The following is a 26652-nucleotide window of genomic DNA, read 5'->3' on the forward strand; positions in this document are numbered from 1 at the left end:
ATCTGGCCTCGCCGATCATCCGCTGCCTACCGTCGTGTGTACGAGCACGGCGGGGAGGTTCGACGGATGAACGGTCGGCGGGCCGACGCGGAAGACTCTCTGGTGCGTATCCGCGATCTCGCCGGGCGCGTGCGGGGCACGGGATTCCTCGCCGACGACCGCGGCACGCTGGTCACCAGCCACGAGGCCGTCGACGGTCTCGCCCGTCTCGTCCTGCACGCTCCCGGCGAGCTGACCTGCGTGGTCGGCGCGGAGGACGTCGTTCCGCTGCCCCAGTGCAACCTGGCCCTGGTCCGCACGGAGGGGCTTCCCGTCCCCCCGCTGCCCATCGCGGCCGCGGAGCGCGTCGCGGGCGGGGCGGAGGTCCGGCTGCGGACGAGCCGCTGGCAGACGGCCAGGGTCGTCGGCCACGCCGAGATCACCTACACCGCGACGGACCGCTTCCACCTCCTCGGCTCCGCGCTCGAACTCTCGCTGCCCGGCCGCGCCCAGTTGCGCCTCGGCGAGGAGGCCACCGGAGGGCCGGTCCTCGACGCCGCGACCGGCGCGGTGATCGCCGTCCTCGGCACCGCCCACCACTCGGACCGCCGCGCGGGGGGCTTCGCGATCCCGCTGCGCGCCGCGGCCCGTACGGCGTCCGGCGGGCCGCTGGCGGACCTCCTGGAGCGCAATGCGGCCACCGTCCCGGCCTACGGCAGCGAGCTCAACCTGGCCGGCGCGCTGCACCTCACCGCCACCTCGCTGGGCTCGGTCGTCACCCCGCGGCCCTGGCGCGAACCGGTCGAGCGGCCGGACGCGGAGCGGGAGTTCGCCCGCTTCCTGGACCGCGGGCCGGACACCCCGGACGACCCGGGCGGCCCGGCGCACGTCTTCGGCCTCGTCGGCGATCCCGGTACCGGCCGGACCACCGAGCTGGGCGCACTGGCCGCACGGCGGGCGCGCGGCGCCGAGCCCGCGCCCACCCTCTGGCTGCGCGGCGCCGACCTCCAGGTGGGCGACGAGAGCGTGCGCGACGCCGTCGCGCGCGCCCTGGACGCGGCCGGCCGGATCGTCGCCGCCTCCGCGGGCGCGGCGGGCCTGGTCGGCGGGATGGCCGCGCCCACCCCGGAGGCCGTCGCCGAGCTGGGCCACCGGGTGGGGCGCCCGTTGCTCGTCCTCCTCGACTGCCCCGAGGAGATGCCGCCCGTCCTCGCCCACGGCCTGGCCGCCTGGACCGAGGCCACCGCCGGCTGGCTGGCCGCCACCGAGACGCGGATGGTCGTCGCCTGCCGCCCGGAGCACTGGGAGATGGCCGGCGCCCTGTTCCCGCCCGGCATGCTGCACACCCCGGAGCGCGGCCCGGAGGGGGACGACCCCCGCGCGCTGCCGCCCTGTTCGCGCATGGGCGGGCTCAACTCCGGCCAGGCCACCGCGGTCCTCGCCTCCTACGGCATCCCGCCGGACGCGATCGACCCGGCCGACGCCGGGCACCCGCTGGCGCTGCGGCTGCTCGCCGAGGTCCGCGCCGCCCTGCCGGACGGCACCGCGGGCGGCGACGGCACGGGCGAGGCCGCGCCGGACCGGTGGGAGGTCTTCTCCGGCTACCTCGACCTGGTCTGCCTGCGGATCGCGGTCCGGCTCGCGGCTGCGCGCCGCCCGCCCCTGCGCGGCACGGCGGTGCGCCGGCTGGCGGCCCGGGTGGCCGGGCAGGTCCACGAGGCGGCCCGGCGGTGCCTCGGCCCAGGGCAGGGCGAGCTGGAGCGGGAGGCCTTCGAGGAGCTCTTCCCGTGGCGCACGGGCTGGGCCTCGGCCGTCCTCACCGAGGGCCTGCTCGTCCCGGCGGGCACCGGGTACCGCTTCGCGCACGAGGAGTTCGCCGACTGGCTCCAGGGCGCCCACCTCGACCTGGACGCCGCGCTGTACGCGCTCGTCCACCGCTGGTACGAGCCGGAGGGGCCGCCCGCGGAGGCGCCCGTCCGGCTGCCGTCCCGGCCGGGCAACGGCCCGGCGCCCGCGGGGCACGTCCCGCCCCCGCCCGGCTCCTCGCCGCGCCCCACGGCTGCCCGCCGCAGGCGGCGCGGCGACCCGCCGGAGCCGCCCAAGCCGCTGCCCGTGCCGCGGCACCGGATCGGCCCGGTCATCCAGGCCCTCCTGCTGCTGGCCCGCCGCTCCGGGCCCACCGAGCTCTCGCGCCGGCTGACCGCGCTGGTGCACGCCGTGGAGACGCTGGCCGGCGGGCGGCGCGGCGGCCACGCCAAGGCCGTCAGCGATCCGTCCTGGTGGGCGGCCCATCTGCTGGGCGAGGCGCTGCTGCGCGTCCCGGACGCGACGCCCTACATGGGCGTCCTGCGGCTCCTCGCCGAGCGCATCACGGCCCTCTCCCGGGCCGCCGGGGGCTTCGACAACGACCGGGACCGCACGCTGGGCGGCCTCGCCGAGTTCGGCCCCTGGTTCTGGCTGCGCCTGAAGCTCGACCTCGCCGACCGCCTCGACCTGCTCCGCCTGCTCGTCCCCGCGGACGGCCCGCCCCGCGGCTCGGCCCAGGCGGCCGCCGCCCGCGTCCTGGGCGGCAGCACGGCGGCCCACGCGGAGGCGGCCCCCAGGGGGCTGCGCGGGGCGGTGCGGGGCGGTGCCGGTGCGCCTGGCGCCGCGGGGGCGGTGCGGGGCGAGGGACGCGGTACGGGCCTGCCCGGCCCGGCGGGGGCGGCGGGCTCTTCGGGTGCGGCCCCCGCCCCGTCCGGCGCACCGACGGAGGCCCCCGCGGTCCCCCGAGCGCGGACCCCCAAGTGGGAGCGGGTGGGCCGGATCCCGACCCGGGCGGAGGCCGCCGCGGGGGCCACCGCGGCGGAGGTCTCGTCCGACCCGTGGACCCGCAGCCCGGAGGAGGCCGCGGCCGGCCGGACCGGCAGCGGGCCGGGTGCTCCCGAGCCGTTCGCTGCCGGGCGGGCGGCGACGACCGCCGCGTCGTGGCCGTCCGGCGACGGGGCGCAGGAGCCGGTCGCGTCGGGGGCAGGCCATGCCGACTACGGGCCCGCGGGCCCGCAACTGTCCGGCGACGAGCCGCAAGAGCCGACCGCCTCCGCGTCCGACCCCGCCGCTCCGGAGCCGTCCAGCAGCGCCCCGCAAGACCCCGCGGCGCCTGCGGCCGCCCGCGGACCGGCCGCCCCCGGCCGGCCCGGCGACGACGAGCCCGAGCAGGAGTCGCCGGCCACCACCCCGCCGGATGCACCCCGCACCACGCCGCCGCCGGAGGCACCCGGCAAGCGCCCCGCCCCCCAGGCCAACCGTTTTCTCCCCGCCGTCGCCACCCTGCTCGCCCACGCCCCGTTCGCCGCCCAGCCGCTGCTCTGCCGCTGGTTCACCGACGACCGGCCCCTGCAGACCGCGCCCGGCGCCGGGCCCCGGCCCACCGTGGCCACCGCCGCGCAGGCGCTCCTGCACACCCACCGCCGCCGGGCCATCGACGACCTGGCCGAGGCGCTCGTCGACGCCGGCCACCCGAAGGCCGACGAACTCCTGGCCGCCCTGGCCGAGGACGAGCCCTCCGCGCTGTGCCGGGCCGTCGACCGCTGGGCGCACGACGAGCGCATGGAGCGGCACGTGGCCGCGGCCGCGTACGGGCTCAGGACCGCGCACCACGTCACCACGGACGCCGACCGCGAGCTGCTCCGCTTCTCCGCGCTCGCGCTGCTCGCCCGCCCCGCCGAGGGCGCCCTGCACGGGGCCGCGCTCGGCCTGCTCGTCCTGGACCGCGAGACCCGCGAGCGGCACCTGCCGCAGGCCGTCGCCCGCTTCGCCGCAGGCGACCCGCACCTGCCGCCCGACGTCCTCGCCCCGGCCCTGAGCACCCACCCCGAGCCCGTCCTCGCCGCCTTCCGGGCGCGGCTGTACGAGCCGGGGGAGGGGCCCGCGGCCGTGCTGCGCACCCTCGCCCGGGTCACGGCCCCGTCGCTGGCCCGGCACGCCGCCGTGCTCGTGCGCGAGCACGTCGACCACCGCCCCGAGGGCGCGGCGAACGCCGCCGAGTTCATCGACCGGCGCCTGGAGGACGGCCCGCCGGCCCGCGCGGTCCTCTTCCCCCTCGTCGTCTCCCTGCTGCGCACCCGCCCCCCGCAGGTCCGCCGCGCCCTGGCGCCCGTCCTGGCCGCCCCGGGCACCGCGGTCTCGCGCTCGCTGCGGCAGGAGCTGCTGGAGGTGCTGCTGGAGCGCGAGGAGTTCGGGCCGTACGAGCGGGACGTCACGGTGCTCGACGCCCTGTTGCGAGCCGTCGCCGAGGGCGCCCCCGAGCGGCTGGAGCGCCGGACCCGTGATCTTGTTCACCGCACCGGCCTGTTGATGTCCCGCACCCCGGAGGGCGCCGCGTGCTTCGACCGGCGGGTCACGCAGCTGGCCCGGGAGGTGCCGGTGTTCGGCGACCAGGTCCGTGGCTGGCTGAAGGAGGCCCCGGCGATGTGGGCCGTGGTCGTGGGGCCGAGCGCCCGGATCCGGCTCACGGCGGACGCCCGGCGAGTCGAGCAGGAGGCGACCGACCCGGCCGATGCGGGGCGCCGCGAACCGGCATGGCACTCTTAGTTCTGCGTAATCGACAGACAAAGGTTCGGGTTCGGCGAGGAGCGGGCACAGTGCAGCGCTGGCGTGGCTTGGAGGACATCCCCCAGGACTGGGGGCGCAGCGTCGTCACCATCGGCTCGTACGACGGAGTCCACCGCGGACACCAGTTGATCATCGGGCGCGCGGTGGACCGGGCGCGGGAGCTCGGGGTGCCCGCGGTCGTCGTGACCTTCGACCCCCACCCCAGCGAGGTCGTGCGCCCCGGCAGCCACCCGCCGCTGCTCGCGCCGCACCACCGCCGCGCCGGGCTGATCGCCGAACTGGGCGTGGACGCGGTGCTGGTGCTGCCGTTCACGGCGGAGTTCTCGAAGCTGTCCGCCGCCGAGTTCGTGGTGAAGGTCCTGGTCGACAAGCTGCACGCGAAGCTCGTCGTCGAGGGGCCCAACTTCCGCTTCGGCCACCGCGCCGCGGGCAACGTCGACTTCCTGAAGGAGCTCGGCGGCACGTACGACTACGACGTGGAGGTCATCGACCTCTACGTGACCGGCGAGGCGGGCGGCGGCCTGCCCTTCTCCTCGACGCTGACCCGGCGCCTGGTCGCCGAGGGCGACGTCGCGGGCGCCATGGAGATCCTCGGCCGCCCGCACCGCGTCGAGGGCGAGGTGGTGCGCGGTGCGCAGCGCGGCCGCGAGCTGGGCTATCCCACGGCCAACGTGGAGACGATCCCGCACACCGCGATCCCGGCGGACGGCGTCTACGCGGGCTGGCTGAACGTCGGCGGCGAGGCCATGCCCGCCGCGATCTCGGTCGGCACGAACGTCCAGTTCGACGCGACGGAGCGGACGGTCGAGGCCTACGCGATCGACCGGGTCGGCCTCGACCTCTACGGGCTGCACGTGGGTGTGGACTTCCTCGCCTACCTGCGCGGGATGGAGAAGTTCGACTCCATCGAGGCGCTCCTGGAGTGCATGGCGGACGACGTCGACCGGGCCCGCGCACTGGTGGCGGCGCACGAGGCGGCGGTCGCCGCGGGCTGATCCCCGCGCGCCGGGCCGAGGCGCCCTTCCTCGGCCCGAAGTGCCCCACTACGCTACGGACAAGGCTCTCACGAGCGGGCAATACCGGCAGTGCTCAGTACCTCCTGTTGCTGACGTCACGGAAAGCCAGGTGCCTGTGAACCTTCGGGAATTGCTGCGTGGCGCCGATTCCGACGCCATGCACAAGGAGCTCCAGGACGTCTTCCGCAGCAAGGTGTTCTCCCATGATGAGCGCGATGAGCGCGATGAGCGCGGGGACGGGCACGGGCGCGGGGACGATCGCGTGGCGCGGGTGTACGCGCAACTGCGCACCGCCTGCGCCGGGTTGGGCCCGGCGCGTGAACTGGCCCTGTACCCCAGGAAGCTGTCGGGCCTCCTGGAGTGGGCGGCCGTGGCGGCGCCCGACGCCATGCCGGTGTTCCTGCTCCACTACCAGCTGGCGGTCGGCACCCTCCTCGCGCTGGGCGAGGGATGTCCTGAACTCGAGGAGTACCTGGCCGAGTTGGACGACGCGTCCGCGGTGGGCGCCTTCCTGCTGACCGAACTCGGGCACGGAAGCTCGGCCTCCGCTCTGGGGACGAGGGCGGTCCACGACGGCGCGACGGGGGAGTTCGTCGTCGACACCCCGGCCACACGGGCCGTGAAGTTCATGTCCAACCTGGCGTGTCCCGGCATTCCCCGCACCGGTGTGGTGGCGGCCCGGCTGATCGTCGGCGGTGAGGACCACGGCGTCTTCCCGTTCGTCATGCGCCTGCGGGGTCGCGACGGCCGTTCCGTCCCGGGCGTGACGATCGTTCCCCTGCCGCAACAGCCTTTCCCCGGAATGGACAGCGCGGCGGTCTCCTTCGACGGGGTCCGGATCCCGCGGCACAGCCTTCTCACCGGCGGGACGGCCGGTTTTCGCGCCGACGGCTCCTTCCGCAGCGGTCTGCCCGCGCCGCGGGAGCGGTTCCGGCACACGATCGGACAGCTCTACCACGCCCGAGCCGCGCTGGCGGCCGCGTGCACGGCGATGGCGAGGGCGGCCCTGCTCGTCACGCTGCGGTACGCGGCGCAGCGGCGGGTCCAGGGGCCGGGCGGCGGGACCGTCCCGATGCTCGCCTACCGGACCGTGCGGCGGGACCTGTTCACCTGCCTGGCCCGCGTGGTCGCCGACAGCCTGCTGGCGGAGCGCGTCAAGGAGACCGTCTCCGTGCCGAGTCTGGACCGTGCGGCGGACGAACTGTTCGTCATGGTGATCAAGACCCTGTCGACCGAGACGGCCCTGCAGACGGTGCAGGTGTGCCGCGAACGGTGCGGGGCGCAGGGGCTGTTCGCGGTGAACCAAATAGCCGGGTATCTCACCGCCTGCCAGAGCCTCGTCACGAGCGAGGGGGACAACCAGGTCCTGAAGATCACGGCGGGACGGCGGCTGAGCCACCGCCCCGGAACGGCGTCCTCCGACTGCGCGTCGCCGTCGCCGTGGTCCGGGCTCATGGCCGAACGCGAACGGCGCCTGCGCGCGTGCATCCCGTGCCCGTCGGACGGGGGCGACGACTTCGACGTCTGGAACGCACAGGTCCTGCCGGCCGCCGCGCTGACCGACGCCCACGCCCAACGCCTCGCGCTCGACGCCCTGCTGGAGGGCGCCGAACGGTGCACGGAGGCCACGGAGGCCGAAGCGCTCACCCTGCTCGCCGAGCTCTACGCCCTCGACCACGCCGGCCGGCACGGCGGCTGGTACCTGTGCGAGGGGCTGCTGACACCCGCGCAGGCGAGCCGGATCGAGGAGCGGACGACGGAGCTGTGCGACCGGCTGGCGCCTCATGTCCCCGCGCTCCTGGACGCGTTCGACATTCCGGACGATCTGCTGATGGCGCCCATAGCGACAGCGGACTACGTGCAGGCGTGGCGCGATGTCCTGCAGTTGCAGTGACTTCAGCTGTAGTGACTGCAGTTGCAGTGATGGGAGGGCCCCACGGGCCCTCCCATCGTCGTCACTGCTGCGGGTAGTCGTACCCGGGGTGCTGCGGCGGCTGCGGCTGCTGGTGCTGCGGGGGTACGGGCCAGCCGGCGCCCGGCTGCGGCAACTGCTCCGGAGTGTACGGGGCGTACGGGCCCGGGACGGCGCCCTGGCCGGGGCCGGCCGGTGCCTGGTACGTGCCCGGCAGCGGCGGCGCCTGGTGCTGCGGCGCGGTGCCCGTGCCGGTCCACAGCCCCTGTTGCTGCTGGGCCCGGACGAAGTCCTCGGCGACCATGGCCGAGAGGTTGAAGTACGCCTCCCGGGTCTTGGGCCGCATCATCTCCAGGTCCACCTCGGCACCCGCGGCGAGGTGCTCGTCGAACGGCACGACGACGACGCCGCGGCAGCGGGTCTCGAAGTGCGACACGATGTCCTCGACCTTGATCATCTTGCCGGTCTCGCGGACGCCGGAGATGACCGTGATGCTCCGCGAGACGAGCTCGCCGTAGCCGTGCGCGGCCAGCCAGTCCAGCGTGGTGCTGGCGCTGCTCGCGCCGTCGACGGACGGCGTCGAGATGATGATCAACTGGTCGGCGAGGTCGAGCACTCCGCGCATCGCGCTGTAGAGCAGACCGGTGCCCGAGTCGGTGAGGATGATCGGGTACTGCTTGCCCAGGACGTCTATGGCGCGCCGGTAGTCCTCGTCGTTGAACGTCGTGGAGACCGCAGGGTCCACGTCGTTGGCGATGATCTCCAGTCCGGAGGGCGCCTGCGAGGTGTAACGCCGGATGTCCATGTAGCTGTTGAGGTGCGGGATCGCCTGGACGAGGTCGCGGATCGTCGCGCCCGTCTCCCGGCGCACACGGCGGCCGAGCGTGCCGGCGTCCGGGTTGGCGTCGATCGCGAGGATCTTGTCCTGCCGCTCCGTGGCCAGCGTCGAGCCGAGGGCGGTGGTCGTGGTCGTCTTGCCGACGCCGCCCTTGAGGCTGATGACGGCGATGCGGTAGCAGGAGAGCACCGGCGTGCGGATCAGCTCCAGCTTGCGCTGCCGCTCGGCCTCCTCCTTCTTGCCGCCCAGCTTGAACCGGCCCACCGGGTTCTGCTTCTTCGGCTTGGGCTTGCTCTTCAGCAGCCGCTCCGAGGACAGCTCCACGGCGGCCGTGAACCCGAGCGGCGCCCCGTGCACGGACCGCTGCCGCTGCTCGGGCGTCACCGAGGGCCAGCCGCCGGACCTCGGGTCGACCGGTCCCTGCGGTGCCCCTTGCGGCATTCCCTGCGGGGCTTCGGCGGGCGGCGGGAACGGGCCGCCGGGAGCGGGGTATCCGTAACCGCCGCCGGGCTGCGGTGCCTCGCCGTGCGGGGCCGTGGGCGCGGGGGAGTCGGGGTAGCCGTAGCCACCGGGCGCCGGTGCGCCCGGCGGGGTGGCGGGGGCCGGCCCGTTCGGGTACCCGTAGCCGCCGGGCGGCGTGGGGACGGCACCGTACGGGCTCGCATGACCGTACGGCCCCTGCGGCGCGGGGCCGCCCCACGGCGCGTTCGCCGGGGCGGCGGCCGCCTCGGCGCCGGGCCGGTCGTGAACGTCCTGCGGGGCAGGCGGGGTTACGGGCTGTGCGGGCGCGACCTGCGGGGCGGCGGGCGGCAGCTCCGCGGGTTCCTGGGTGCCGGGCGGGCCGAAGGGGGGCGGAGGGGGCGTCGGCGCCTGGGCGTTGTCGCCGAGCGGGGCGGGGGCGGGGACGGCCGTGGGCTGGGGTGCGCTCGTCGGCGCAGGCGTGTCCTGCGCGGTGGCGGGCAGCTGCGCCGCGGGTTCCTGGGCGCCGGGCAGGCCGAACGGGGCCTGCGGGGCCGCCGACGCCTGGACGTTGTCGTCCTGTGCGGTGGCGGGCGGCTCGGTGGTGTCGTCGCCGTCGGCCGTGGCTGCCGCAGTGGACTCCTGGGCAGCGGTCAGGTCGAACGGGTCCCGCGGGGCAGCCGGGGACGTCGTGTCATCGCCGTCCGCAGGGGCTGCGGCCGTGGGCTCCGGGGCGTCCGGGGCTTCGGTGCTGTCGGGGGCGTCCTGCAGGGCAGGGGCAGGGGCGTTGGCGGCCGTCGCCGACTCGTCGCCCTGCGGCGCGGGGGCGACGTCCGGCGCCACTGGAGGCGCGCTGGGAGGCAGAAGGTCGTAACCGTCCTGCTGCGCAGGAATGTGCGGCACCGGCACGCCGGGAACCGCGGGCGCGGGCGCCGGTGCGCCGGGGTAGCCGTAACCACCCTGCGCAGCCACCTGGTTGGGGGCGGGAACACCCGGCGCGGCCGGGGCGCCCGGGTGCCCCGGGCCGTATCCGTAGCCGGCCGGCGGAGTGACCGGACCCTGCGGGAAGCCCGGCGGCGGCGTGGCCGGCGCCGCGGGCGGGAAGTTCGGCGGCAGCGGCGGCAACGAGGCCTGCGGCGCGCCCGGAACGCTCCACCCCTGAGGGGCGGAGGGGGCGCCCGGCGCCGGCTCCGGCTCGCGCGGCGTCACGCCGGGGAACCGCATCGTGGACGGGCTCTGCCCGCCACCGCCCTGCGCGGCGGGCGCAGCCGGGGCCGCCCCCGAAGCCCCCGCAGGGGACTGCGTGTACCAGGCGGGCGGCGTGTAGTCGATCGTGAACTCGCCCGTGTGCTCCGGTTCCAGCTCGTGCTCGGGATCGTGCCCGGCGCCGGACAGGCCCTCGCCGGCTGTGGTCCCGGCCGCGCGGATCTCGTCCCGATCGCTGCTCACAATGCCTCCTGCTGGTGTGGTCCGGCGCCCATGATTCCTCGTCGGGGCCGACCTGTTCCTGTCGTCCGACTGTCCGGGATTGCCCCGTCTGCTACGCGACAGGCCCCGGTGCCGGGGATTCTCCACGTGCGTACGCCCACCAAGACTAAACGCCGTCCGCATCGCGGGGGCAGGCCTGCCCCCGGCGCATCGGCGGTCCCCCGGGTCACCTGCCCCGAATCACCGATTCCATGTGACTTCCCCACTCAAGGGCCTCAACACCGCCATATCTGCGCCCGATTCGCTCCGTTTCAGGTGAATGGCGGTGTGGTGTCGGTCACTCCATGCGGCGTGCTGCGCCCAACAGGCCCGTCTCCGCCTCGGTCGGCGTCGTGGCGACGTAGGTCCGCGCCGTCCTCGTGCACCACAGGGTGGTTCCGTCGGGCAGCGTGGACAGCGTCTCGACGTCGTCCGGCGGCAGCGCCAGCGCGCGGCCCAGGCCGCGCGCCTCGTCCGGCGAGACCCGCTGCACGCCCACGAGGTCCGCGCCGGACAGGAGTCGCGGCGTGGTGGGCCCGGGGTAGGGGAGCAGGGTCAGCACGGACTGCCAGGGCGCGGCACCGGCCCGCCCGCGCGGCGGCCGCACGCCGCAGTCGCGGACGACGAGCACGGGGCTGTGCACCGACGGCCCTTGCGGCGGCACGCGGCCGACGTCGTGCAGCGTGATGGACTGCTGCCCGCTGTTGGCGGCCTGCGCCAGGGGCGTCCACAGCTCCCGGCGGCCCGTCTCGACCGCGACCCGGGCGCCCGTGGCGACCGCGCGCAGCGCGATGACCTGAGCGGTCCAGGCGCCGCCCACCAGGACGATCTCGTACGGAGCGGGCCGGCCGATACCGAGCACGGCCGGTATGCCGTGCGAATCGGTGCCGATGACGACCCCGTCGTCGCCGACGGGCAGCTCCAGCGCCTCGAACTGCTCGGGCAGCAGCTCGTGCCTGCCGCGCCGCGGTCCGAGCAGTCCGAAGCCGAGCCGCGGCCTGCGGGCCACGGACACGAGGGGCCTCGCCGCCATCAGTGCGTCCCTCCCAGCGGCAGCGTCGCCAGCACCCCGGGCACCTGCTCGTGGTCCAGGCGCACCAGTCCGGCCTTCACGGCCCGGGAGGCGCGCTCCAACGCGCGACCGACCGTGGCCAGTTCGTCGGCGCTGCGGCCGCATATCCGTATGTGCCCCGCCAGCGTCGGCGCGTGCCGCCCGCCCTGCACGCCGCCGCGCCCGAGCGTGAGGCTCATCGTCGTCGACAGTGCGGGCATCGACGTGAGCAGCGCCGCCAGCTGCGGCAGGGACGCCGCCCCCGGCCCCAACTGCGGCCAGCGGCCCACCCAGTACGTGGCGTGCCAGCGGTCGTCGCAGCGCCAGGCCCGCACGGTCTCCTGCGTCCGCCGCGCGGGCCCGCCCGCATGGCCTGCCTGCCCCGCCTGCGCGGTGGCCGCAGGATTGACGTTCGCGGCCACGGCGAGCGCGGCCGTCAGCCCGTCCTCGGACAGCAGGGACGCGGAGAACCCGGCCCCGCGCAGCCGGCTCGCCAACTGCTCGCCGGCCCGCAGCAGACAGCGCTGCGCACCCTCCAGCCCGCCGCCCCGCGCCGCGACGGCCTCCGGGCACAACTGCGGGTCGAACTTCAGCGCCACCCAGGTGAGCCGGGCGGCCGGAGCGCCCGTCTGCTCCTGCAGCGGTGCGTAGTCGCGGGCGGCCAGCGTCTGCGCGGGCAGGTGGGGAGCGGGCGCGGGCAGGGCGCTCTGCACCACCTGGACCGACTCCAGCAGGATCCCGTCGACCTCCATCGCGTCCCGCAACAGCGAGAGCGGGAGCCCCTTCTCCGTACGGTGCCGCCGCAGCGGCGCGTCCACCGCCTCGACCTGGAGGACGGCCGTCAGGAACGTCCCGTCCCCGACCACGCCGACCGGACGCTGCTCGCGGTCCGTGAACGAGCCCGTGCGCAGGGCCGGTTCGCACTCGGCCACGGGGGCGAAGCGCGGGTCCGTCCCCGGCGGCACCGGCTCCGCGGCGGCCCGGCGGGCCCGTCGTCGCAGCGCGGCCGCTGCGAACAGCCACTCCGCGACGGGCCGGCGGCCGCGGCGCACGAGCGCCAGGAGCAGCAGGCCCGCGGCGACGACCGCGGCGGGCGCCAGCAGCATCGGGCCGGCGATCCAGCCGGCCAGTAACACGGCGGCCGCGAGCTCGACCAGAACGAGCTGTTGCAGCCGCACAGGGCCGATGCTGCCCGCCTGCGCGGAGAGGCGTGGGGTCACCGGGCCCTGCCCTGTCGGCGAGACGGCCGGCGCCATGGCGGACGTACGCGCCCGGCCCCGCCCGGCAGGCACCTGCCCGCCCGCGGCGCCGCGCCCGCTCCGTACCCGCGCAGCGACACCCATCCGCGCCAACGCCCCCTCGAACCCCGAGTCCCGTACCGGGAACCGCCCCCGGCATCGTGTGACGATCACTTACCGGCATAGTAGAGGGTCGGTATGACAGCGGGGCCGGGGGCGGAACCCGTCGGCGGACCGCCGACGAAGGCCGGACAACGGGGAGATACGGCGACAGATGGCATCACGCCGGGACGAGCTCAACGCCTACACGTTTGCGAAGAAACGGACGGTTGCCGCGTTTCTGCAACCCTCGCCCACCGGCACGGAGGAGGGTGCGCCGCGCCCGTTGCGCACCGCCCTGCCCGGCATCGTCGTCGGGGCCCTGCTCGTCGCGGGCTGCGGCGCCTGGGGCATGTTCCGGCCGACCGCGCCCAAGGGCTGGGACGGCCCCGAGGCGCACGTCATCGTCGGCAGCGACTCCACCACCCGCTACGTCGTCCTGAAGACCGACGGCAAGAAGCAGTTGCACCCCGTCCTCAACTTCGCCTCGGCCAAACTCCTCCTCACCCCCGACAAGTCCACCGTCATCAAGGTGAAGGAGTCCGAACTCGACAACGGCCACATTCCGCGCGGCCCGACGCTCGGCATCCCCTACGCGCCCGACCGCATGCCCGCCGCCCCGGAGGCCGGCAGGAAGAAGCAGTGGGCGGTGTGCGAACAGCCCGGCGGCAACGGCAGGACGACCCAGAAGGCCGTCTTCGTCTTCGCCGACCGCGACCCGAAGCTCAAGAAGCTGACGGGCACGCAGCGACTGCACGACAACCAGGCCCTGTACGTCCAGGGGCCGGACGACGCCCGGTACCTCGTCGACCCGCAGGGCACCAAGTACTTGCTGGGCGGCACCGACTGGAAGTCCGCCGACCCCGGCGACCGCAACCTGCTGCTCCGCTCCGTCTTCAAGGACGGCGCCGAGCCGCAGCGTGTCACCAAGGACTGGCTCGACACTTTCACCGACGGTGCCCCCATCGGCTTCCCGGACGTCCCGGGCGAGCCGGGCGCGAAGGCCGGGGTGACCACGCTGCCGGCGCAGGCCGACCGCGTCGGCACGGTCCTGGAGGCCCCGACCGGCAACGGCACCCAGAACTACGTGGTGCTGCCCGGCAAGGTGCAGCGCGTCTCGGAGTTCGTCGCCAAGCTGCTGCTCGACAGCAGGAAGCTCGCCGTCCTCGACCAGGCCGGCCGCCCCGCGCGCGTCGCCGCGTCGGCCTTCACCCCGGACGGCACCGAGTTCGCCGGACGGCAGCACTGGCCGGCCCGCGTGCCTGTCCAGGCCAACTCCGTCGACCCGACGGTGGCCGGCCCCAGGAACACCGTCTGCAGCATCTTGGGCGGCCTCGACGGCAACGGCACGCCCCAACTGGCCACATGGGCCGGCACCGACTACCCGGCCACCACCCCCGACGGTGCCACCAGTGCGTACGTCACCCCGGGCTCCGGCCTGCTGTACCGCCAGGTGACGGGACACCAGACGAAGAGCGGATCGGTCTTCCTCGTCACGGACACGGGTCTGCGATACGCGGTCCAGTCCAACAACGACAGCGGAACGGACAAATCGAAGATCGGCGACGACGGCAAGGGGGCGGACGGGGCGGACGGGGACCCCACCGCGCCGCAGGAGGTCAACCAGGCGCAGGTGCGCCTCGGTTACCGGAACGTCGACCCCGTGCCCGTCCCCGCGAACTGGTCGGCATTCCTGCCGGCCGGACCGCGCCTGGACACCAACAGCGCGCGGCAGCCGCAGGGTTCGTAGGGCGGGGCAGAGACAGAGATGAGGAAGAGGAAAGCGATACTGCTCCTGGCGCTGGTCGCCGTGCCCCTGTCCGCGTCCGGCACGGCGGCAGGACCGGGATCCCACCTGTCCCTGGCGGGCAGGGGCCAGTGCACATACCCCGCCAAACCCATCAAGGGCACGCCCTGGTCGCTGCAGCGCGTCATGCTCGACCGGCTCTGGCAGGACACCAAGGGCAAGCGGCCGGACGGCCGTCCGGTGCGCGTGGCGGTCATCGACACAGGTGTCGACGTCACGAACCCCCAGCTGAAGGACGCGGTCGACGCGAAGAGCGGAGCGGATCTGCTCTCGCAGCCGAACGACGCGGACAAGGGTCCGACGACGGACGTGGTCGGGCACGGCACGAAGGTGGCGGGCATCATCGCGGCCCGCCCGCAACCGGACACGGGCTTCGTGGGCCTGGCCCCCGAATCGGTCGTCATTCCCATCCGGCAGAACGACGAGAAGGGCACGGGCACGTCGAAGACCCTGGCCCAGGGCATCGCCAAGGCCGTGGCCGACGGCGCGGACGTCATCAACATCTCGCAGGACACGACGAAGCCGCTGAGCCCCGACTCGGACCTGGAGCTTGCGGTCAAGGATGCGCTGGCCAAGGACGTCGTCGTCATCGCCTCGGCGGGCAACGACGGCACGGACGGCAGCGTGAAGGAGACGTATCCCGCCGCCTACAAGGGCGTTCTGGCGGTCGGCGCCTCCGACCGCAACAACGAGCGCGCGGTCTTCTCCCAGGCGGGCGACTTCATCGGCGTCGCGGCACCGGGCGTGGAGATGGTCTCGACGGTCCCGAAGGGCGGCCAGTGCGTCGACGACGGCACGAGCTTCTCGGCCCCCTACGTCGCCGGCGTCGCCGCCCTCATCCGCGCGAAGCACCCGGACTGGAAGCAGTACCAGGTCGTCGCCCAGATCGAGCAGACCGCGGAACGGGCCGTCAACGGCCGCGACCGCTACATCGGCTGGGGTGTGGTGGACCCGGTCCGCGCCCTGACGGACGACGGCCGCCCCGTCGACGCGGTGACCCTCCCCGAGGGCCCGGCCCACGACGTCCACCCGCCGGCCCCCGCCCGCCTGGCCCTGGGCGAGACCCCCGAACAGCGTCAGGAACGCCTGGCCACGTACGCGTTGGGCGGGGCGGCGGTGCTCGTCGCGGCGATCACGGGCGTGGCCGTGGTCGTACGCGACCGCAATCGCCGCCGTGGGCCTGCTGCTTGAGACGCTGCATCACACGAAGGAACAGCCGCTCATGACTCATCCCGTACCCCCGCAGGGGCCGGGCGCGCAGCGTCCGCCCCAGGTGTGGGACACGCGCTTCGATCCGCCGTCGTCGTCGGGCCCGTCGTCGGGCCCGTCCGGGCCGCAGGGGTTCGGGCCGGCGACGCCGGTGACGCAGGGCCCGGGCCCGGCCCGCGGACGGCGCAAGACGCTGCTCGTCGTGTTCGCGCTCGTGCTCGTCGCGGGCGGCCTGGGCGGGGGAGGCCGGCTGCTCTGGGGCGGGGACGGGAAGGCGGCGAACCACAATGCGGGGCCTGCTGCATCGGCACGGGTCGACACCCGGCTGGACTGGATGATCCCGACCTCGGAGAAGGAGAAGAACAGCGACGCCCACGGGTCGAACCCGATGACCTGGTTCGCGCACGGCAACATCGTCCGCACGCGGGACCGGCAGATCACGGCCTACGACGTCGAGCACGGCAAGCAGCAGTGGAACGTCCCGCTGGCGGGGGACGTGTGCAAGGCGGCACGCCGGCCCGAGAACGACATGGTGGCGGTGCTGTACGAGAAGGAGAAGTACAAGTGCAACAACCTGATCCTGGTGGACCTCAAGAGCGGGCGTGCGAAGTGGGAGCAGAAGCTTCCCTCGTACTCCAGTGACGGCGAGTACATCGACCCTCAAGTCCGCCTGTCGCGCGGCACGGTCAAGGTCATGGGGAAGGGCGAGTCGGCCACCTTCTCGGTTGCCGGCGGCAAGGTCCTCGACCACCCCAAGACCAATGTCATCTACGACTGCGCGGAAACCGACGCCCCACCGACGGCGAGATCCTGATATCGATCGTCAAATGCGAGAGCAGCAACCGCCGGTTCCGGTGCTGCACCGGGAGCCCTGGCATGGAGCAGGACGCCGAGTACCGAGCCGTCGAAGAATTCCCGCAATGCGTGGGGTACTTGGTTCACACAGACGACGGTGGTGAAGGCGGAACCCGACACGGTCACGTCCTACGACATCAGGACCGGCGAGAAGAAGTGGTCCCTGATCCTGCCCGGCACGCAGTGCGCGGCGTCGCGGGACGTCGACGCGGACCGCGTGCTCATCGCCCTCGGATACACGGACGCCTGTGACGCGATGACCGTCGTCGACATCCGCCGGGGGAAGCTGCTGTGGACACAGCCCATCGTTCTCCTGAAGGCCGACGATCCCGAAATGGACAACTTCAGGCCGGACAAGTGGCCCGCCGACATGGCAGTGTCGGTCAGCCAGGGGCACGGCCTGATCAGCTGGGCCACCGGCGCCCGCATCGTGCGCCTCTCGGACGGCCGGCTGATCGGCGACACGGGAAAGCAGGACGCGTGCACCGACGTCGGCACGGCCGGCGGAGCCCAACTCCTCACCCAGCGGTTCTGCGGGCACCGGGCCACGCTGCGTTCCCAGAACCTGAAATCGCTGGCAAAGGCCAACTGGCAATGGGACGGCCCGGAAAACCAGACGATCTCCGACATCCTCTCGACCAAACCCGTCGTGCTGCTCATGAGCGACGCGGACGGCAAGAACATCGGCAAGCCCACCCAGCTGATCGTCCTGGGCGATACGGATGGCAAGGAACGGGCACGTATTCCGCTCCAGCACGACCATGAGAACAGCTACTGCACGTCCAGCATGAGCAGATGCGCGGAATACCTGGTCTCGGGAGATGTCGTGTACGTCGCCGGAAAGGGCTCGACGGCTGCATACGACCTGTCCACGGGCCATGAGCGGTGGACGTTCAAGGCGGACGAGAACAGGCTCGCCCTCCCGGTGTCGGCCGACGGCGGGGAGCTCAGCATCTACGTGTCGGCGACACCTGAGCGCGAGGGCAAACTGATACGCGTGTCGACACGGTCGGGCAAGGAACTGCGCACCACGGACAACACCCCCGACCTCCGCACCACCGAATGGCAACTGGCCCACAGCAAGAGCGCGGTGCCGTATCTCGGCGACGGGCGCCGTTTGATGGTCAACGAGGGGCTGCTGGAGTCGCAGGACAACGATGTGATCGTGGCGATCGGGGCACGGACGGGGCGGGGCTGAGGGGGACGGGGGCGTGCGTGAGGAGCACGCCCCCATCGGCTCAGGACTCGGGCACCTCGATGTCGAACTCTCCGTCCCGCGCGCCGAGTACGAAGGCACGCCATTCGGCTTCGGTGTACCGCAGCACGGTGTCAGGATCCTCGGACGACCGCATGGCCACGGCACCGCCCGGCAGATAGGCGATCTCGACCCGCGCCATGTCGGGCGGGCTGTCGGGGGCGCTGAGCCACTCGGCCCCCGAGATGTCCATGGCGTACAACTCGTCTTTTTCCTGTTCGGTCGCCACTGCGCGGGGCTCCTCGATCGACGGTACGGACGGTAGCGGGGCCGACGCTAGCAACCGGTGTCGGGGTGGGACAGGGGTTCGGCCGACTCGGCCGTTATGTGGTGGGGGATCGCCCTTATGGGTGACTAGAGTTGACGGTGGTGCTGGGTAGCACCGTATGGGGAGGGGCGGGGTGAACAACCTGGGTACGGGCGGCGGGTACTTGGCCAAGGAGGCCGAGACACTGACGACGTTCAAGGGACGTATCGACGAGCTCCTGGCCAAGCTGGAGAAGTCGTCGGCGTCGCCGAAGGCGATCGGCGAACGCCGGATCGCCCAGGGGGCGTACGGCAAGGGCTTCGACTCTGCGAGCGATCTTGCTGCGCTCTACGACAAGGTCCATGGACGGCTGCAGGAGCTGTCGAAGCTCTTCGGGGACCAGATCGAGGCGACGGGCCTCGCGGCGCTGATCTCCGACCGCGGGTACGACGGCGTCGACGCGGAGCAGGCGGCGCGCATGCGGGCGATCCAGGAGAGCACGCAGAAGCACTACCGGGGGGCGACGGTGCCCAAGGCTCCTGCGGGGGGCGGCGGACCGCAGCAGCACACCGGCGACGCCGGCGGGGCCGACGGCTTCTAGGGGGAGGCGAAGAGATGAGTGCGGGTGCGGGGAAGTTCGACGGCCTCAGCCACAACGAGCTCTACGCGATGGTGGCCGACGCCAGCCCGAGCCAGCTGACGGAGATGGGCTCGGCGCTGAGCGAAGCGTCCATGGAGCTCAACGCGATCAGCGACCTGCTGCGGCACCACGTGGAGCGGGTCAAGTGGGCGGGCGAGGGCGGCGACGCGTTCCGCGAGTGGGGCGGCGAGATGGTCAAGCAGGCGGCCAAGCTGGCCGACTACACCGTCTTCGCAGGCAGCTACATCAGCCAGGCCGGCGACGGCCTGTCCGAGGTGAAGTCGGCCATGCCGAAGCCGGATCCGGCATCGGAGTGTTTGACCGATCCGGAGAAGGAACAGGCGCGGCTGAAGGTTACGGAGTCGCATCGTCAGGAAGCGATCAACCTGATGAACAAGCTCGACTCTTATTACCGGGTGGCGCATGAGCGGTTGGCGGGGTTGGAGGAGCCGGCGTTCAGGCCGATTCCGTTGGCCGGTGGAGGCTTCGACGAATGGGAGCGCCCCTACGGGGAACGAGACGGTTCTGGTGGCACGGGAATCGGAGGCAGCGGCGCCTATTCCCCTCCGGCCAGTGCCGCGGGTGATCCGACCAGAACTGCACACGCGGCCGGGCCACAGCATCAGGGCAACGCGGTGGGTGCTTCTTCAGGAGCGCTGGGCGATGCGGTAGACGGTGCACACCATCAAGTGCCCTCGCGAGCTGATGTGGTTGCGGGAACAGCCATTGACTCGACCGGGGTCGCTGCTGCGCCATCACACACCGGGATGAGTCCGGGTAACACTGCAGTACCGGATAATCCGAAACACGCTGATGGGATTGGCCCTGTGGGCCCTGTTGCGCCGAGTGCGCCGCTGCCGGGCAGGCCTTCTTCTGGAGTAGGCAGAACCGTAACCGGGCTACCGGGCGGTTCAAGTGCGCTCGGGAGTTCGAAAGTCGGCGTTTCGGTACCACGGTATGGCAGCATCCCACGCACCGGTGTGAGCGACGGAATCGTTGGCGGCACTCCGACACGATCGGGTGGCGACCTCAGCGGTCAGCGCTTGCCACGTGGGACGGTTGTTGGAGAAGAGCACGGGATGATGGGCCGGGGCCCCGTGGGCATGGGGGGACCTTCCGGTGCAACTGGTGGAAGCTCCCCGAACTCGCAGCGATTCGAACCGGGCCGCAGGTTGGCCACGGAGCCGGGCGGCGTTGCGGCTGGCCCGCACGGTAGTGGGCAATTGCCGTCGGCCGGTTCGAGATTGCCACGGGGAACCGTTGTCGGGGCGGAGCACGACACCCGTGGTGGTGCCGCAGACGTGCCGCGTGCACGGCACGGAGAGCGGGCGGACTTCACGCCGGGTGGTTCTGGGCTTGTGCGAGAGAGTCCGGCCCCAGGACCTCTGCACTCGGGTGCATCAGGGAGCAGCGATGGCCGTCGCCGCGTTGTCAGAAGGCCCGATTACCTTACGGAGGACGAGGAAACGTGGGAGGGCGGCCGCCGAGATACTGTCCCACCCGTCATCCAATGATTCCCTGCCCTGCCACGCCAAGGAGAAGCTGACTTATGTCGCTCGTGACCAGAACGGGGCGACAACGTGTCGTGCTTGCGTTGTCGCTACTGGGCGCTGGAGTCATGCCGCTCGGTGTACTGGCTTCCGAGGCAGCAGCGGACGATGTGCGCTCGCGGGAGTGGCACTTGGATGCCATGCAGGCGGATGACATGTGGAAGGTCAGTCGAGGGGAAGGTGTGACGGTCGCAGTCCTCGATTCCGGCGTGGACTCATCTGTTCCTGAGCTCAGGGGGCAAACACTGGAAGGCATTGACCTGTCCAGTGAGTCAACTGGCGCTGACCGTGACGGAGATGGGCACGGAACGAACATGGCGACTCTGATCGCCGGAACAGGGGCTGACGGCGGTGTCCAAGGGCTTGCGCCTGGAGTGAAAGTCTTGCCGGTCAAGACTGCAGGAAAGAATAACCAGCTACTTTCCAACTCTGACGCTGTCTGGGACAGAGCCATCCGCTACGCAGTCGACCATGGTGCCCGGGTGATCAGCATTTCAATGGGCTCTCCTGGGCTCGTCGGTAACTCGACGAGGACGGAGGCAGCGGTGAAATATGCTCTCGACAAAGGGAGCCTGATCTTTTCCGCTGCTGGAAACGACGGAGACGAGGGAAACGTCGAGCAATTCCCGGCCGCGTTTCCTGGGGTCGTCTCAGTAGGCGCCGTCGACAAGGACCGTAAGGTCACGAAGTGGTCGAACAGCGCAAGCCATGTGGCGCTTGCCGCTCCCGGAGACAATATTCCGGAGCGTTGCACCAAGACGTCCGGCTTCTGCGACTCCGGGGGCACCAGCCAGGCCACCGCCCTAGCCTCCGCCTCCGCCGCCCTGATCTGGTCCAAGCACCCTGACTGGACCAACAACCAAGTCCTGCGCGTCATGATGGACACCGCAGGAAAGCCGGCCACCGGAGGAGTGCCGAGCATCTACCTCGGTTACGGTATCGTCCGCCCCCGCAAGGTCCTGGTGGACGGCGAGGGCAACCCCGGCCCCGCGAACGTCAACCCGCTGCTGGCGGCAAGCCAGTCCGCATCGCCGAAGCCCGCTTCCTCCGGCGACCCGAAGCAGTCGGCTCCGACCCGTGACTCCGCGACCGAGTCGAAGCAGGACGAAGGCGGTACGGACATTCCGTGGCCGGGAATCGCCATCGGCGCGGCAGTCGTCGCCGCGGTGGCAACCGGAATCGTGTTCCTGCGGCGGCGCGGACAGCGCTAGCCGCACAGGGAATCCGCAATCAAGTACGCAACTCGTGGGGGAAGGTGAACCATGTCGGACAAACAAAAGGTAACCGACGCCAGTTTCAATGCCTTTAAGAGCTCGATGGAAGAGTCCAGCCAGGCTTTCACGGCCAACCTGCGCACTCTCGTGAACGCCATCGAGAACGTCAGCGGCAGGTGGCAGGGCCGGGCGCACGACGCGTTCGTGCGGGCACAGACGGAACTGAACGATGAGCACGACGCGGTGCGGCGACTCATCGACCACGTCCGAGAGGCTGTCGCCCTCACACACAAGAACGCCTCGGCCAACGATGGAGACATCGCTTCGCGTATCAAGGGCGTCGACGTGAGCGGCGGTGCGCAGGCAACGTCCGGTGAGAGCGCGCTCAATCACTTCTGAGTCATCCGTAGGCAACGCCACGGGGAGTGGGGAACATGTCGGAGAACTTTGGCGACCTCGTCGTCACTTACGGCTCGCTGCAGGACACGGCCAGGGACATCAAGGCCGCCGGCGCGGTCATCAAGCGTGAGCTCGAGGCCATGAGCAAGGCAGTCAAGGACGTTTCGCACGGCTGGGAAGGTGAGTCGTTCGCGGCGATGACGGACGCACAGAACCAGCTTGCGAACCGGGCCGCGCGCATCCAGGAGGTTCTGGACCGCGTATCGACCCTGATCGTGACGGGTAGCGACGACTACCAGCACACGGACCGGAAGTCCGCCGGGCTCTTCAGCGGCCACTGACGAGCGGCGCTGGAGTGGGGTGGGCACCGACGGGATGCCCACCCCGCTGCCGTCGACGGCCAAAATCGAGGTTTCCGCCACCGGAAGGCCAAAGAGCCCTATCTTCCGCCCCTTTTCACCCTGTATGTCGCATGGTAATCGCCGGAACAAGTCATTCCGATGGCGAAAACCTCGACCGGCTGATCTGCTCGCCGGAGGGCGACTCATGGTGCGGGCGCCGACGGGATGCCCACCCCACTCGCGCGCTCACACAGCGGCGTAGGCCCGCGCCGCCTCCCGCGAAATAACGACCCACGTCTTGCTGCCGGCGAGCGGGCCGCCTGCCTCGTCCAGGCCGACGATGCCACCACATGTGCCGACCACGGTGTCCAGTGTGGAGAGCGCCTCGCGCCTCCGCGCCTGGCACGCCTGCTGAGCTCTCCTCGAATGTGCAGGGTGCTCATCGAACACGGTCAGCCGCAGAACTCCGTAGCGCCACCGCATGGACAGGCTGGCATTCCGACCCGGGGTGAACTGATAGGCGTTCGCGAGCAGTTCCGACGCAGCGAAGGTGCCGAGCTCACTCATATCGGGAAGTCCGTGGTCGGTGAGCAGGCGTCCCACGACTGCCCGTGCCATCGAGAGGCAGTACGCCCCGGTCGGCAGACCGAACGAGTAGTCGAGGTTGGCGGGGATCGGTGTCAGCCACGTAGCGGGTGTCTCTTCGGGCAGGCACGAAGGCGGATTGTTGCTCATGCGCGGCCACTCCAGGCGCTTGGCAGGTGGTGGGGGATGCCTCGCACGCGCAGCGGAACCGGTGGCCTGCCTCCCCGGGCGCGGGCGCACCTCACCCAGGGATGGTGGGCACGCTCGCGCGGTGCTCTTCCGGCTCCACGGCGTGTGAGCTAAGCGACACCGAACGTAGCGCAGCATGGAAACCCTGTGCTACCTACTCGTCGGAAACCCCGTGCTACGGGTGACTCGCTGGATCCCACTGCTCCCTCGCGGCAGACTGTTGCCGACTTCAGGGAGGGGACCATGCCGCCGAGGAGCAACCCGACGATCCGCCAGCGACGACTGGGAGCCGCACTGCGGCAGTTGCGTGAGCAGGCAGGCATGTCGGCGTCCGATGCGGCAGCCCTGCTGGGAGTGGACCGGACCCGCATCTCCAACACAGAAGCCGGCCGCTTCGGGATCAGCACATCGCGCGTGCGTACGTTGGCCTGCAACTACCGTTGTCCTGACCCTGCCTTGGTCGACGCTCTCGCCGGCATGGCCCAGGAGCGAACGAAGGGCTGGTGGGAGGAGTACCGGGGTTTGCTCCCCGCCTCCTTCTTGGATGTGGCCGAACTCGAATGGCACGCCGTCAGACTGCGCAACGCGCTGACGTCACACATCCCAGGGTTGCTGCAGACGGAAGGCCACGCGCGGGCGCTCTTCGGCATGGTGATCCCGGGGCTCCCGGCCGAGGAGGTGGATCTCCGGGTCGCCCAGCGGACGCAGCGTTGCCAGGTCCTCGACCGCGACGATCCGCCGGCCTACGAGGCGGTCGTCCATGAGAGCGCCCTGCGGATGCAGTTCGGAGGCCGAAAGGTCGCACATACGCAGCTGGTGCACCTGTTGGAGGTCGGTGAGCGAGAGGGCGTCACCCTCAAGGTGATCCCGTTCTCAGCCGGTGGCTTCCCGGGTGCAGGTCAGACGATCCTGTACGCGTGCGGGCCGGTGGTCGACCTGGATACGGTTTCGCTCGACACGTCCCACGGATCTGTCTTCATCGACTCCGCGATGCAACTTGCCAATTACCGGCGGCTCCTCGACAGGATGGAGGACAACGCACTTGACGAGTGTGACTCGCGCAAGTTCATCCATGCAATTGCTCAGCAGATCTGAGAGGTTGACATGCCTGAGATCCAGTGGCAAGAGCCGTTCTGCGGGAATAGCGGGAACGCCTGTATACAGATCGGTCATACGGCTGATGGCACACCCATACTTCGCGAAACCACCCGCCCTCGCGAGCTACTGATCACCACGCGAGACGGTCTCCGCAACTTCATCGAAGCCGCCAAACGTGGCGAGCTCGACCACTTCATTGTTCAGGGGTCGGCGTGACCAAATCGGTTGATCACCACTTGCTCATGCGCATCACTCCGCGCCAGGTCCATCCCGCGCCGAGGACCGCGTCCCGCAAGGGGTTTTTCATGTCTCGGGTGTCGTAGCGGAACGTTTCGACCTTGTGCCGGCGGCCGTCGGGCCCGCGCTCGTAACCCCCCTCCCAAGAAACCTCGATGACCTGCCCATGGCTGTACGCGCGCGACTCGGCCCATACGCCAGGGTTCCCCGACCACGTCACCGTCCACTGCTCGTCGATGGACTGCACTTCGCGGTTCGAGGGGACGAAGCGCATCCGGACCTTGAGTTTCCGCTCGACCTGCTTGCGAGAGGACGAAGACCCGTAGGCCGGCTCCCAGACATGCCACTCCGCCACCAGATCGGCCTTCTCCGCGGGCTGGGCCTGGCGCACGACGAACGGTGCATCCGGACCATTGATCGCGAGCAGCGAGTCCCGCAGCTCCAAGGCGGGAAGTGGTGTGACACCGCTGTCGGGGTACTTGGTGCCGGTCACCTTGTCCCGGATGCCGTCTATCTTCTTTCGAAGGCTGCCCATTGCTAAGCCCCCGACACGGTGTTCGGGCGCACCGTGCGCACGAGGTCCTGGAAATCGCCCAGGGCGCTCTCATGCTGGGCTGCGGTGGCGGTCAGAGCCAACCGGATCACCGCACGCTTGTCCGGCTCTTTGATATCCGACATGGACAGATACACCTGGGACTGTACGAGGTCGCGGCGGGTGGTGCCGACGACGGCCGAGAAGGTCAAATACTGGGTCAGGGCAGGTGCGTCGGCAGAGCCGGTCTCACGGCGGTCGGCCACCACCACCGACTCGGCGATCTCGCGCAGACGCTCCACCGATTCGTCGGCGAGTTCGGCCAGTGGTGCTGCGTCCGGCCGGTATTCGCCGTCGACGGTGATGTTGGCGGTGAACCCGTCGTCCGGCTGTGTACGCACCGCGGCGAAGGCGATGCCTGTGGAGTCGAATCCCTCCGGACGGGCCGGGAGCCAGTCCTCCGGCAGGCGGAATTCAATAGGCACCGGCAATTCCATGGCCACCCCGGGCCCTCCTTCCGTGGAGAAGTACATCAGAACCAACTACTGACGGTGTGCTTGACGGAGCGAGCGGCGTTGCCGACCGCGTCGGCCACTTCGTCGGCGGCCTTGCCCAGCTTGCGTGGATCGACGGTGATCTCGAGTCCCAATCCCGCGCCTGCCTCAGGGGAGACGCCCGCTTTGCCGCCGAGCTTCCACACCCCGGTCTCCGTATTCTTCTTGAGGCCCCACCAGGCCTCCGCACCAGGGCCCTCCCACTCCTCGGCTGTGGCGCCGATCCCGATACCGGCAGCCTCCAACCCCCCGGTTATGCTGGTCTTCTTTCCAGCGAACGCCTTTGCGCCGGCGGTGAACTCCTCTTTGTTGGCCTTGGCGTTGAGCACGGCTTCGGCACCGCTGAACCCTTCGGCCCGTCCGTAATATCCGACCTGTCCGTACTCGGCCCGGCCCTCGGCCATGGCCCGGTCCCCCACGGACATCTCAGCCTTGGCAGCCGCGCCCTTTTCGTTGAAACCGTAGTTCGCGGAAGCCCTGGCTCCCGTGTAAACATCCGCGGACCCCGAGAGCTTCAGCGACCCGTTGGTGGCGGAGCCTTGCGCGGTGATGTGGAAGAGGTCGGCATACGCCTTGACCGAGCCCTCCTTGCCGGACTTGGGGCCGTCGGAGACGGAGAATCCGAGGGCCGGCCCAGTCGTCGTGACCTTGCCCTCGGTTTTCCACCCATCGGTTTGCGTAGCAACCGCATCCGGCACCCCGGCTTTCATCAAGTCGCCCTCGGCATGCGCGTTGAACCCACTGAAGGCGCCGACCGCCGTGGAAGGGTCGGTCACGGCGCGGCTCAACGCCCGCTTTGCGCCCTGGTCGGCTTCGTCCACGGAACGCACCGCCTTGGCGATGGTGTCGGTCCACTCCTGGGCCGCCTGCTGGGCCTGCGCCGTCAGCGTGGGGTAGTCCGGGTCATGCTGGAGGGCGTACCGGTCCTGTGCGGAGAGCTTCTCGAAACCGACGTAAGCGGCTTTGCCCGAGCTGTCGACCTTGAAGTCTTTCGCCTCGGCCTCGGCAACCAGATCCTTCACGGCTTTCTGCAGCACGACCAGCTCGGTGTGCGCCTGTCTGAGGAGGCTGGCAACAGCCAACGCCTCTTTCTCAGCCCCCGCATATTCGGAAGCCGTAGCCGCCGAACTGTTTTGATGCGCGGCAAATGCCTCCCCCTGCCACTTCCCGTTGGCCAGGGCGCGCTGCACGTGCTTCTCGTAGTCGCCCTTCAGCTCGCCGAAGCGCTTGCCCATGTTCTGCCACGCTTCGGACACGTCCAAGAGCGGCGACAGATCGGTGGTCATCA

At 71.4% G+C, this 26652-nt stretch carries 21 protein-coding genes and 1 pseudogene; 14 read left to right on the forward strand and 8 right to left on the reverse strand.

What is annotated here, in order from left to right; translation table 11 throughout:
• Positions 1–66 precede the first annotated feature (66 nt).
• The 3 genes from ACLHRZ_RS31340 to ACLHRZ_RS31350 all read left to right on the forward strand — a co-directional run bounded on the left by ACLHRZ_RS31340 (position 67) and on the right by ACLHRZ_RS31350 (position 7482).
• Positions 67–4551, forward strand: a complete 4485-nt coding sequence (locus ACLHRZ_RS31340) for a trypsin-like peptidase domain-containing protein (protein ID WP_490421966.1) — start codon at positions 67–69, stop codon at positions 4549–4551.
• Between the two features lie 50 nt (positions 4552–4601).
• Positions 4602–5567 (forward strand): bifunctional riboflavin kinase/FAD synthetase, encoded by a 966-nt coding sequence (locus ACLHRZ_RS31345; protein WP_490421967.1) that lies wholly within the window; start codon positions 4602–4604, stop codon positions 5565–5567.
• 130 nt (positions 5568–5697) lie between these two features.
• Positions 5698–7482: an acyl-CoA dehydrogenase gene (locus ACLHRZ_RS31350; RefSeq protein ID WP_490421968.1), complete on the forward strand. Its 1785-nt coding sequence runs from the start codon at positions 5698–5700 to the stop codon at positions 7480–7482.
• Positions 7483–7543: 61 nt separating this feature from the next.
• Here the strand turns inward: ACLHRZ_RS31350 and ACLHRZ_RS31355 are convergent, their stop codons facing one another.
• The 3 genes from ACLHRZ_RS31355 to eccE all read right to left on the reverse strand — a co-directional run bounded on the left by ACLHRZ_RS31355 (position 7544) and on the right by eccE (position 12658).
• Positions 7544–10246 carry an SCO5717 family growth-regulating ATPase gene (locus ACLHRZ_RS31355; protein ID WP_490421969.1) on the reverse strand — a complete coding sequence of 901 codons (2703 nt, stop codon included), beginning with the start codon at positions 10244–10246 and terminating at the stop codon, positions 7544–7546.
• A 316-nt stretch (positions 10247–10562) separates the two neighbouring features.
• On the reverse strand, positions 10563–11297 hold the full coding sequence (locus ACLHRZ_RS31360; protein ID WP_490421970.1) for a hypothetical protein: 735 nt from the start codon (positions 11295–11297) through the stop codon (positions 10563–10565).
• Complete coding sequence (gene eccE / locus ACLHRZ_RS31365) at positions 11297–12658, reverse strand: type VII secretion protein EccE (protein WP_490422003.1); 1362 nt, start codon at positions 12656–12658, stop codon at positions 11297–11299. The genes ACLHRZ_RS31360 and eccE overlap by 1 nt, the downstream gene beginning before the upstream one ends.
• A gap of 169 nt (positions 12659–12827) precedes the next feature.
• On the opposite strand from eccE, the gene eccB reads away from it, so the two are divergent.
• From eccB to ACLHRZ_RS31390, 5 genes and pseudogenes are all read left to right on the forward strand, one after another.
• Positions 12828–14402, forward strand: a complete 1575-nt coding sequence (gene eccB / locus ACLHRZ_RS31370) for a type VII secretion protein EccB (RefSeq protein WP_490421971.1) — start codon at positions 12828–12830, stop codon at positions 14400–14402.
• Between the two features lie 18 nt (positions 14403–14420).
• Positions 14421–15650, forward strand: a complete 1230-nt coding sequence (mycP, locus tag ACLHRZ_RS31375; protein ID WP_490421972.1) for a type VII secretion-associated serine protease mycosin — start codon at positions 14421–14423, stop codon at positions 15648–15650.
• A 31-nt stretch (positions 15651–15681) separates the two neighbouring features.
• Entirely contained in the window at positions 15682–16482 is an 801-nt protein-coding gene (locus ACLHRZ_RS31380; RefSeq protein WP_490421973.1) for an outer membrane protein assembly factor BamB family protein, read from the forward strand.
• A 54-nt stretch (positions 16483–16536) separates the two neighbouring features.
• Positions 16537–16818, forward strand: a pseudogene (locus ACLHRZ_RS31385) (hypothetical protein); the annotation flags it as partial.
• A 75-nt stretch (positions 16819–16893) separates the two neighbouring features.
• On the forward strand, positions 16894–17721 hold the full coding sequence (locus ACLHRZ_RS31390) for an outer membrane protein assembly factor BamB family protein (protein WP_490422004.1): 828 nt from the start codon (positions 16894–16896) through the stop codon (positions 17719–17721).
• Positions 17722–17761: 40 nt separating this feature from the next.
• Here the strand turns inward: ACLHRZ_RS31390 and ACLHRZ_RS31395 are convergent, their stop codons facing one another.
• The gene (locus ACLHRZ_RS31395) at positions 17762–18007 is read right to left on the reverse strand and encodes a DUF397 domain-containing protein (protein WP_490421974.1); all 246 of its coding nucleotides are present in this window, start codon (positions 18005–18007) and stop codon (positions 17762–17764) included.
• A 172-nt stretch (positions 18008–18179) separates the two neighbouring features.
• On the opposite strand from ACLHRZ_RS31395, the gene ACLHRZ_RS31400 reads away from it, so the two are divergent.
• From ACLHRZ_RS31400 to ACLHRZ_RS31420, 5 genes are read left to right on the forward strand one after another with little or no spacing between them, the layout of a single operon-like run.
• On the forward strand, positions 18180–18626 hold the full coding sequence (locus ACLHRZ_RS31400) for a DUF2563 family protein (protein ID WP_490421975.1): 447 nt from the start codon (positions 18180–18182) through the stop codon (positions 18624–18626).
• Between the two features lie 14 nt (positions 18627–18640).
• Entirely contained in the window at positions 18641–20179 is a 1539-nt protein-coding gene (locus tag ACLHRZ_RS31405; RefSeq protein WP_490421976.1) for a WXG100 family type VII secretion target, read from the forward strand.
• A gap of 35 nt (positions 20180–20214) precedes the next feature.
• The gene (locus tag ACLHRZ_RS31410) at positions 20215–21426 is read left to right on the forward strand and encodes a S8 family serine peptidase (RefSeq protein WP_490421977.1); all 1212 of its coding nucleotides are present in this window, start codon (positions 20215–20217) and stop codon (positions 21424–21426) included.
• A 51-nt stretch (positions 21427–21477) separates the two neighbouring features.
• Positions 21478–21828 (forward strand): WXG100 family type VII secretion target, encoded by a 351-nt coding sequence (locus ACLHRZ_RS31415; RefSeq protein WP_490421978.1) that lies wholly within the window; start codon positions 21478–21480, stop codon positions 21826–21828.
• A gap of 35 nt (positions 21829–21863) precedes the next feature.
• A complete protein-coding gene (locus ACLHRZ_RS31420; protein WP_490421979.1) occupies positions 21864–22169 on the forward strand; it encodes a WXG100 family type VII secretion target in 306 nt (101 codons plus the stop codon).
• Between the two features lie 246 nt (positions 22170–22415).
• Here ACLHRZ_RS31420 and ACLHRZ_RS31425 read toward each other — a convergent pair whose 3' ends face one another.
• Entirely contained in the window at positions 22416–22904 is a 489-nt protein-coding gene (locus ACLHRZ_RS31425) for an ATP-binding protein (protein WP_490421980.1), read from the reverse strand.
• A 282-nt stretch (positions 22905–23186) separates the two neighbouring features.
• Here ACLHRZ_RS31425 and ACLHRZ_RS31430 point away from each other — a divergent pair, with 282 nt between their 5' ends.
• A complete protein-coding gene (locus tag ACLHRZ_RS31430) occupies positions 23187–24038 on the forward strand; it encodes a helix-turn-helix domain-containing protein (protein WP_490421981.1) in 852 nt (283 codons plus the stop codon).
• A 232-nt stretch (positions 24039–24270) separates the two neighbouring features.
• On the opposite strand, the gene ACLHRZ_RS31435 is transcribed toward ACLHRZ_RS31430, so the two are convergent.
• From ACLHRZ_RS31435 to ACLHRZ_RS31445, 3 genes are read right to left on the reverse strand one after another with little or no spacing between them, the layout of a single operon-like run.
• Positions 24271–24771, reverse strand: a complete 501-nt coding sequence (locus ACLHRZ_RS31435) for a hypothetical protein (RefSeq protein WP_490421982.1) — start codon at positions 24769–24771, stop codon at positions 24271–24273.
• Between the two features lie 44 nt (positions 24772–24815).
• Entirely contained in the window at positions 24816–25307 is a 492-nt protein-coding gene (locus tag ACLHRZ_RS31440) for a hypothetical protein (RefSeq protein WP_490422005.1), read from the reverse strand.
• A gap of 35 nt (positions 25308–25342) precedes the next feature.
• Positions 25343–26650: a hypothetical protein gene (locus ACLHRZ_RS31445; protein WP_490421983.1), complete on the reverse strand. Its 1308-nt coding sequence runs from the start codon at positions 26648–26650 to the stop codon at positions 25343–25345.
• Positions 26651–26652: the final 2 nt, after the last annotated feature.

Source organism: Streptomyces sp. AM25 (genome assembly GCF_058146165.1).

What these genes read in the sequence shown, in the direction of transcription:
- ACLHRZ_RS31440 (WP_490422005.1), bottom strand. Translation starts at nt 25,307, where the DNA reads ATGGAATTGCCGGTGCCTATTGAATTCCGCCTGCCGGAGGACTGGCTC.
- ACLHRZ_RS31360 (WP_490421970.1), bottom strand. Translation starts at nt 11,297, where the DNA reads ATGGCGGCGAGGCCCCTCGTGTCCGTGGCCCGCAGGCCGCGGCTCGGC.
- ACLHRZ_RS31425 (WP_490421980.1), bottom strand. Translation starts at nt 22,904, where the DNA reads ATGAGCAACAATCCGCCTTCGTGCCTGCCCGAAGAGACACCCGCTACG.
- eccE (WP_490422003.1), bottom strand. Translation starts at nt 12,658, where the DNA reads ATGGGTGTCGCTGCGCGGGTACGGAGCGGGCGCGGCGCCGCGGGCGGG.
- eccB (WP_490421971.1), top strand. Translation starts at nt 12,828, where the DNA reads ATGGCATCACGCCGGGACGAGCTCAACGCCTACACGTTTGCGAAGAAA.
- ACLHRZ_RS31380 (WP_490421973.1), top strand. Translation starts at nt 15,682, where the DNA reads ATGACTCATCCCGTACCCCCGCAGGGGCCGGGCGCGCAGCGTCCGCCC.
- ACLHRZ_RS31415 (WP_490421978.1), top strand. Translation starts at nt 21,478, where the DNA reads ATGTCGGACAAACAAAAGGTAACCGACGCCAGTTTCAATGCCTTTAAG.
- ACLHRZ_RS31420 (WP_490421979.1), top strand. Translation starts at nt 21,864, where the DNA reads ATGTCGGAGAACTTTGGCGACCTCGTCGTCACTTACGGCTCGCTGCAG.
- ACLHRZ_RS31410 (WP_490421977.1), top strand. Translation starts at nt 20,215, where the DNA reads ATGTCGCTCGTGACCAGAACGGGGCGACAACGTGTCGTGCTTGCGTTG.
- mycP (WP_490421972.1), top strand. Translation starts at nt 14,421, where the DNA reads ATGAGGAAGAGGAAAGCGATACTGCTCCTGGCGCTGGTCGCCGTGCCC.
- ACLHRZ_RS31445 (WP_490421983.1), bottom strand. Translation starts at nt 26,650, where the DNA reads ATGACCACCGATCTGTCGCCGCTCTTGGACGTGTCCGAAGCGTGGCAG.
- ACLHRZ_RS31430 (WP_490421981.1), top strand. Translation starts at nt 23,187, where the DNA reads ATGCCGCCGAGGAGCAACCCGACGATCCGCCAGCGACGACTGGGAGCC.
- ACLHRZ_RS31390 (WP_490422004.1), top strand. Translation starts at nt 16,894, where the DNA reads ATGGCAGTGTCGGTCAGCCAGGGGCACGGCCTGATCAGCTGGGCCACC.
- ACLHRZ_RS31405 (WP_490421976.1), top strand. Translation starts at nt 18,641, where the DNA reads ATGAGTGCGGGTGCGGGGAAGTTCGACGGCCTCAGCCACAACGAGCTC.
- ACLHRZ_RS31340 (WP_490421966.1), top strand. Translation starts at nt 67, where the DNA reads ATGAACGGTCGGCGGGCCGACGCGGAAGACTCTCTGGTGCGTATCCGC.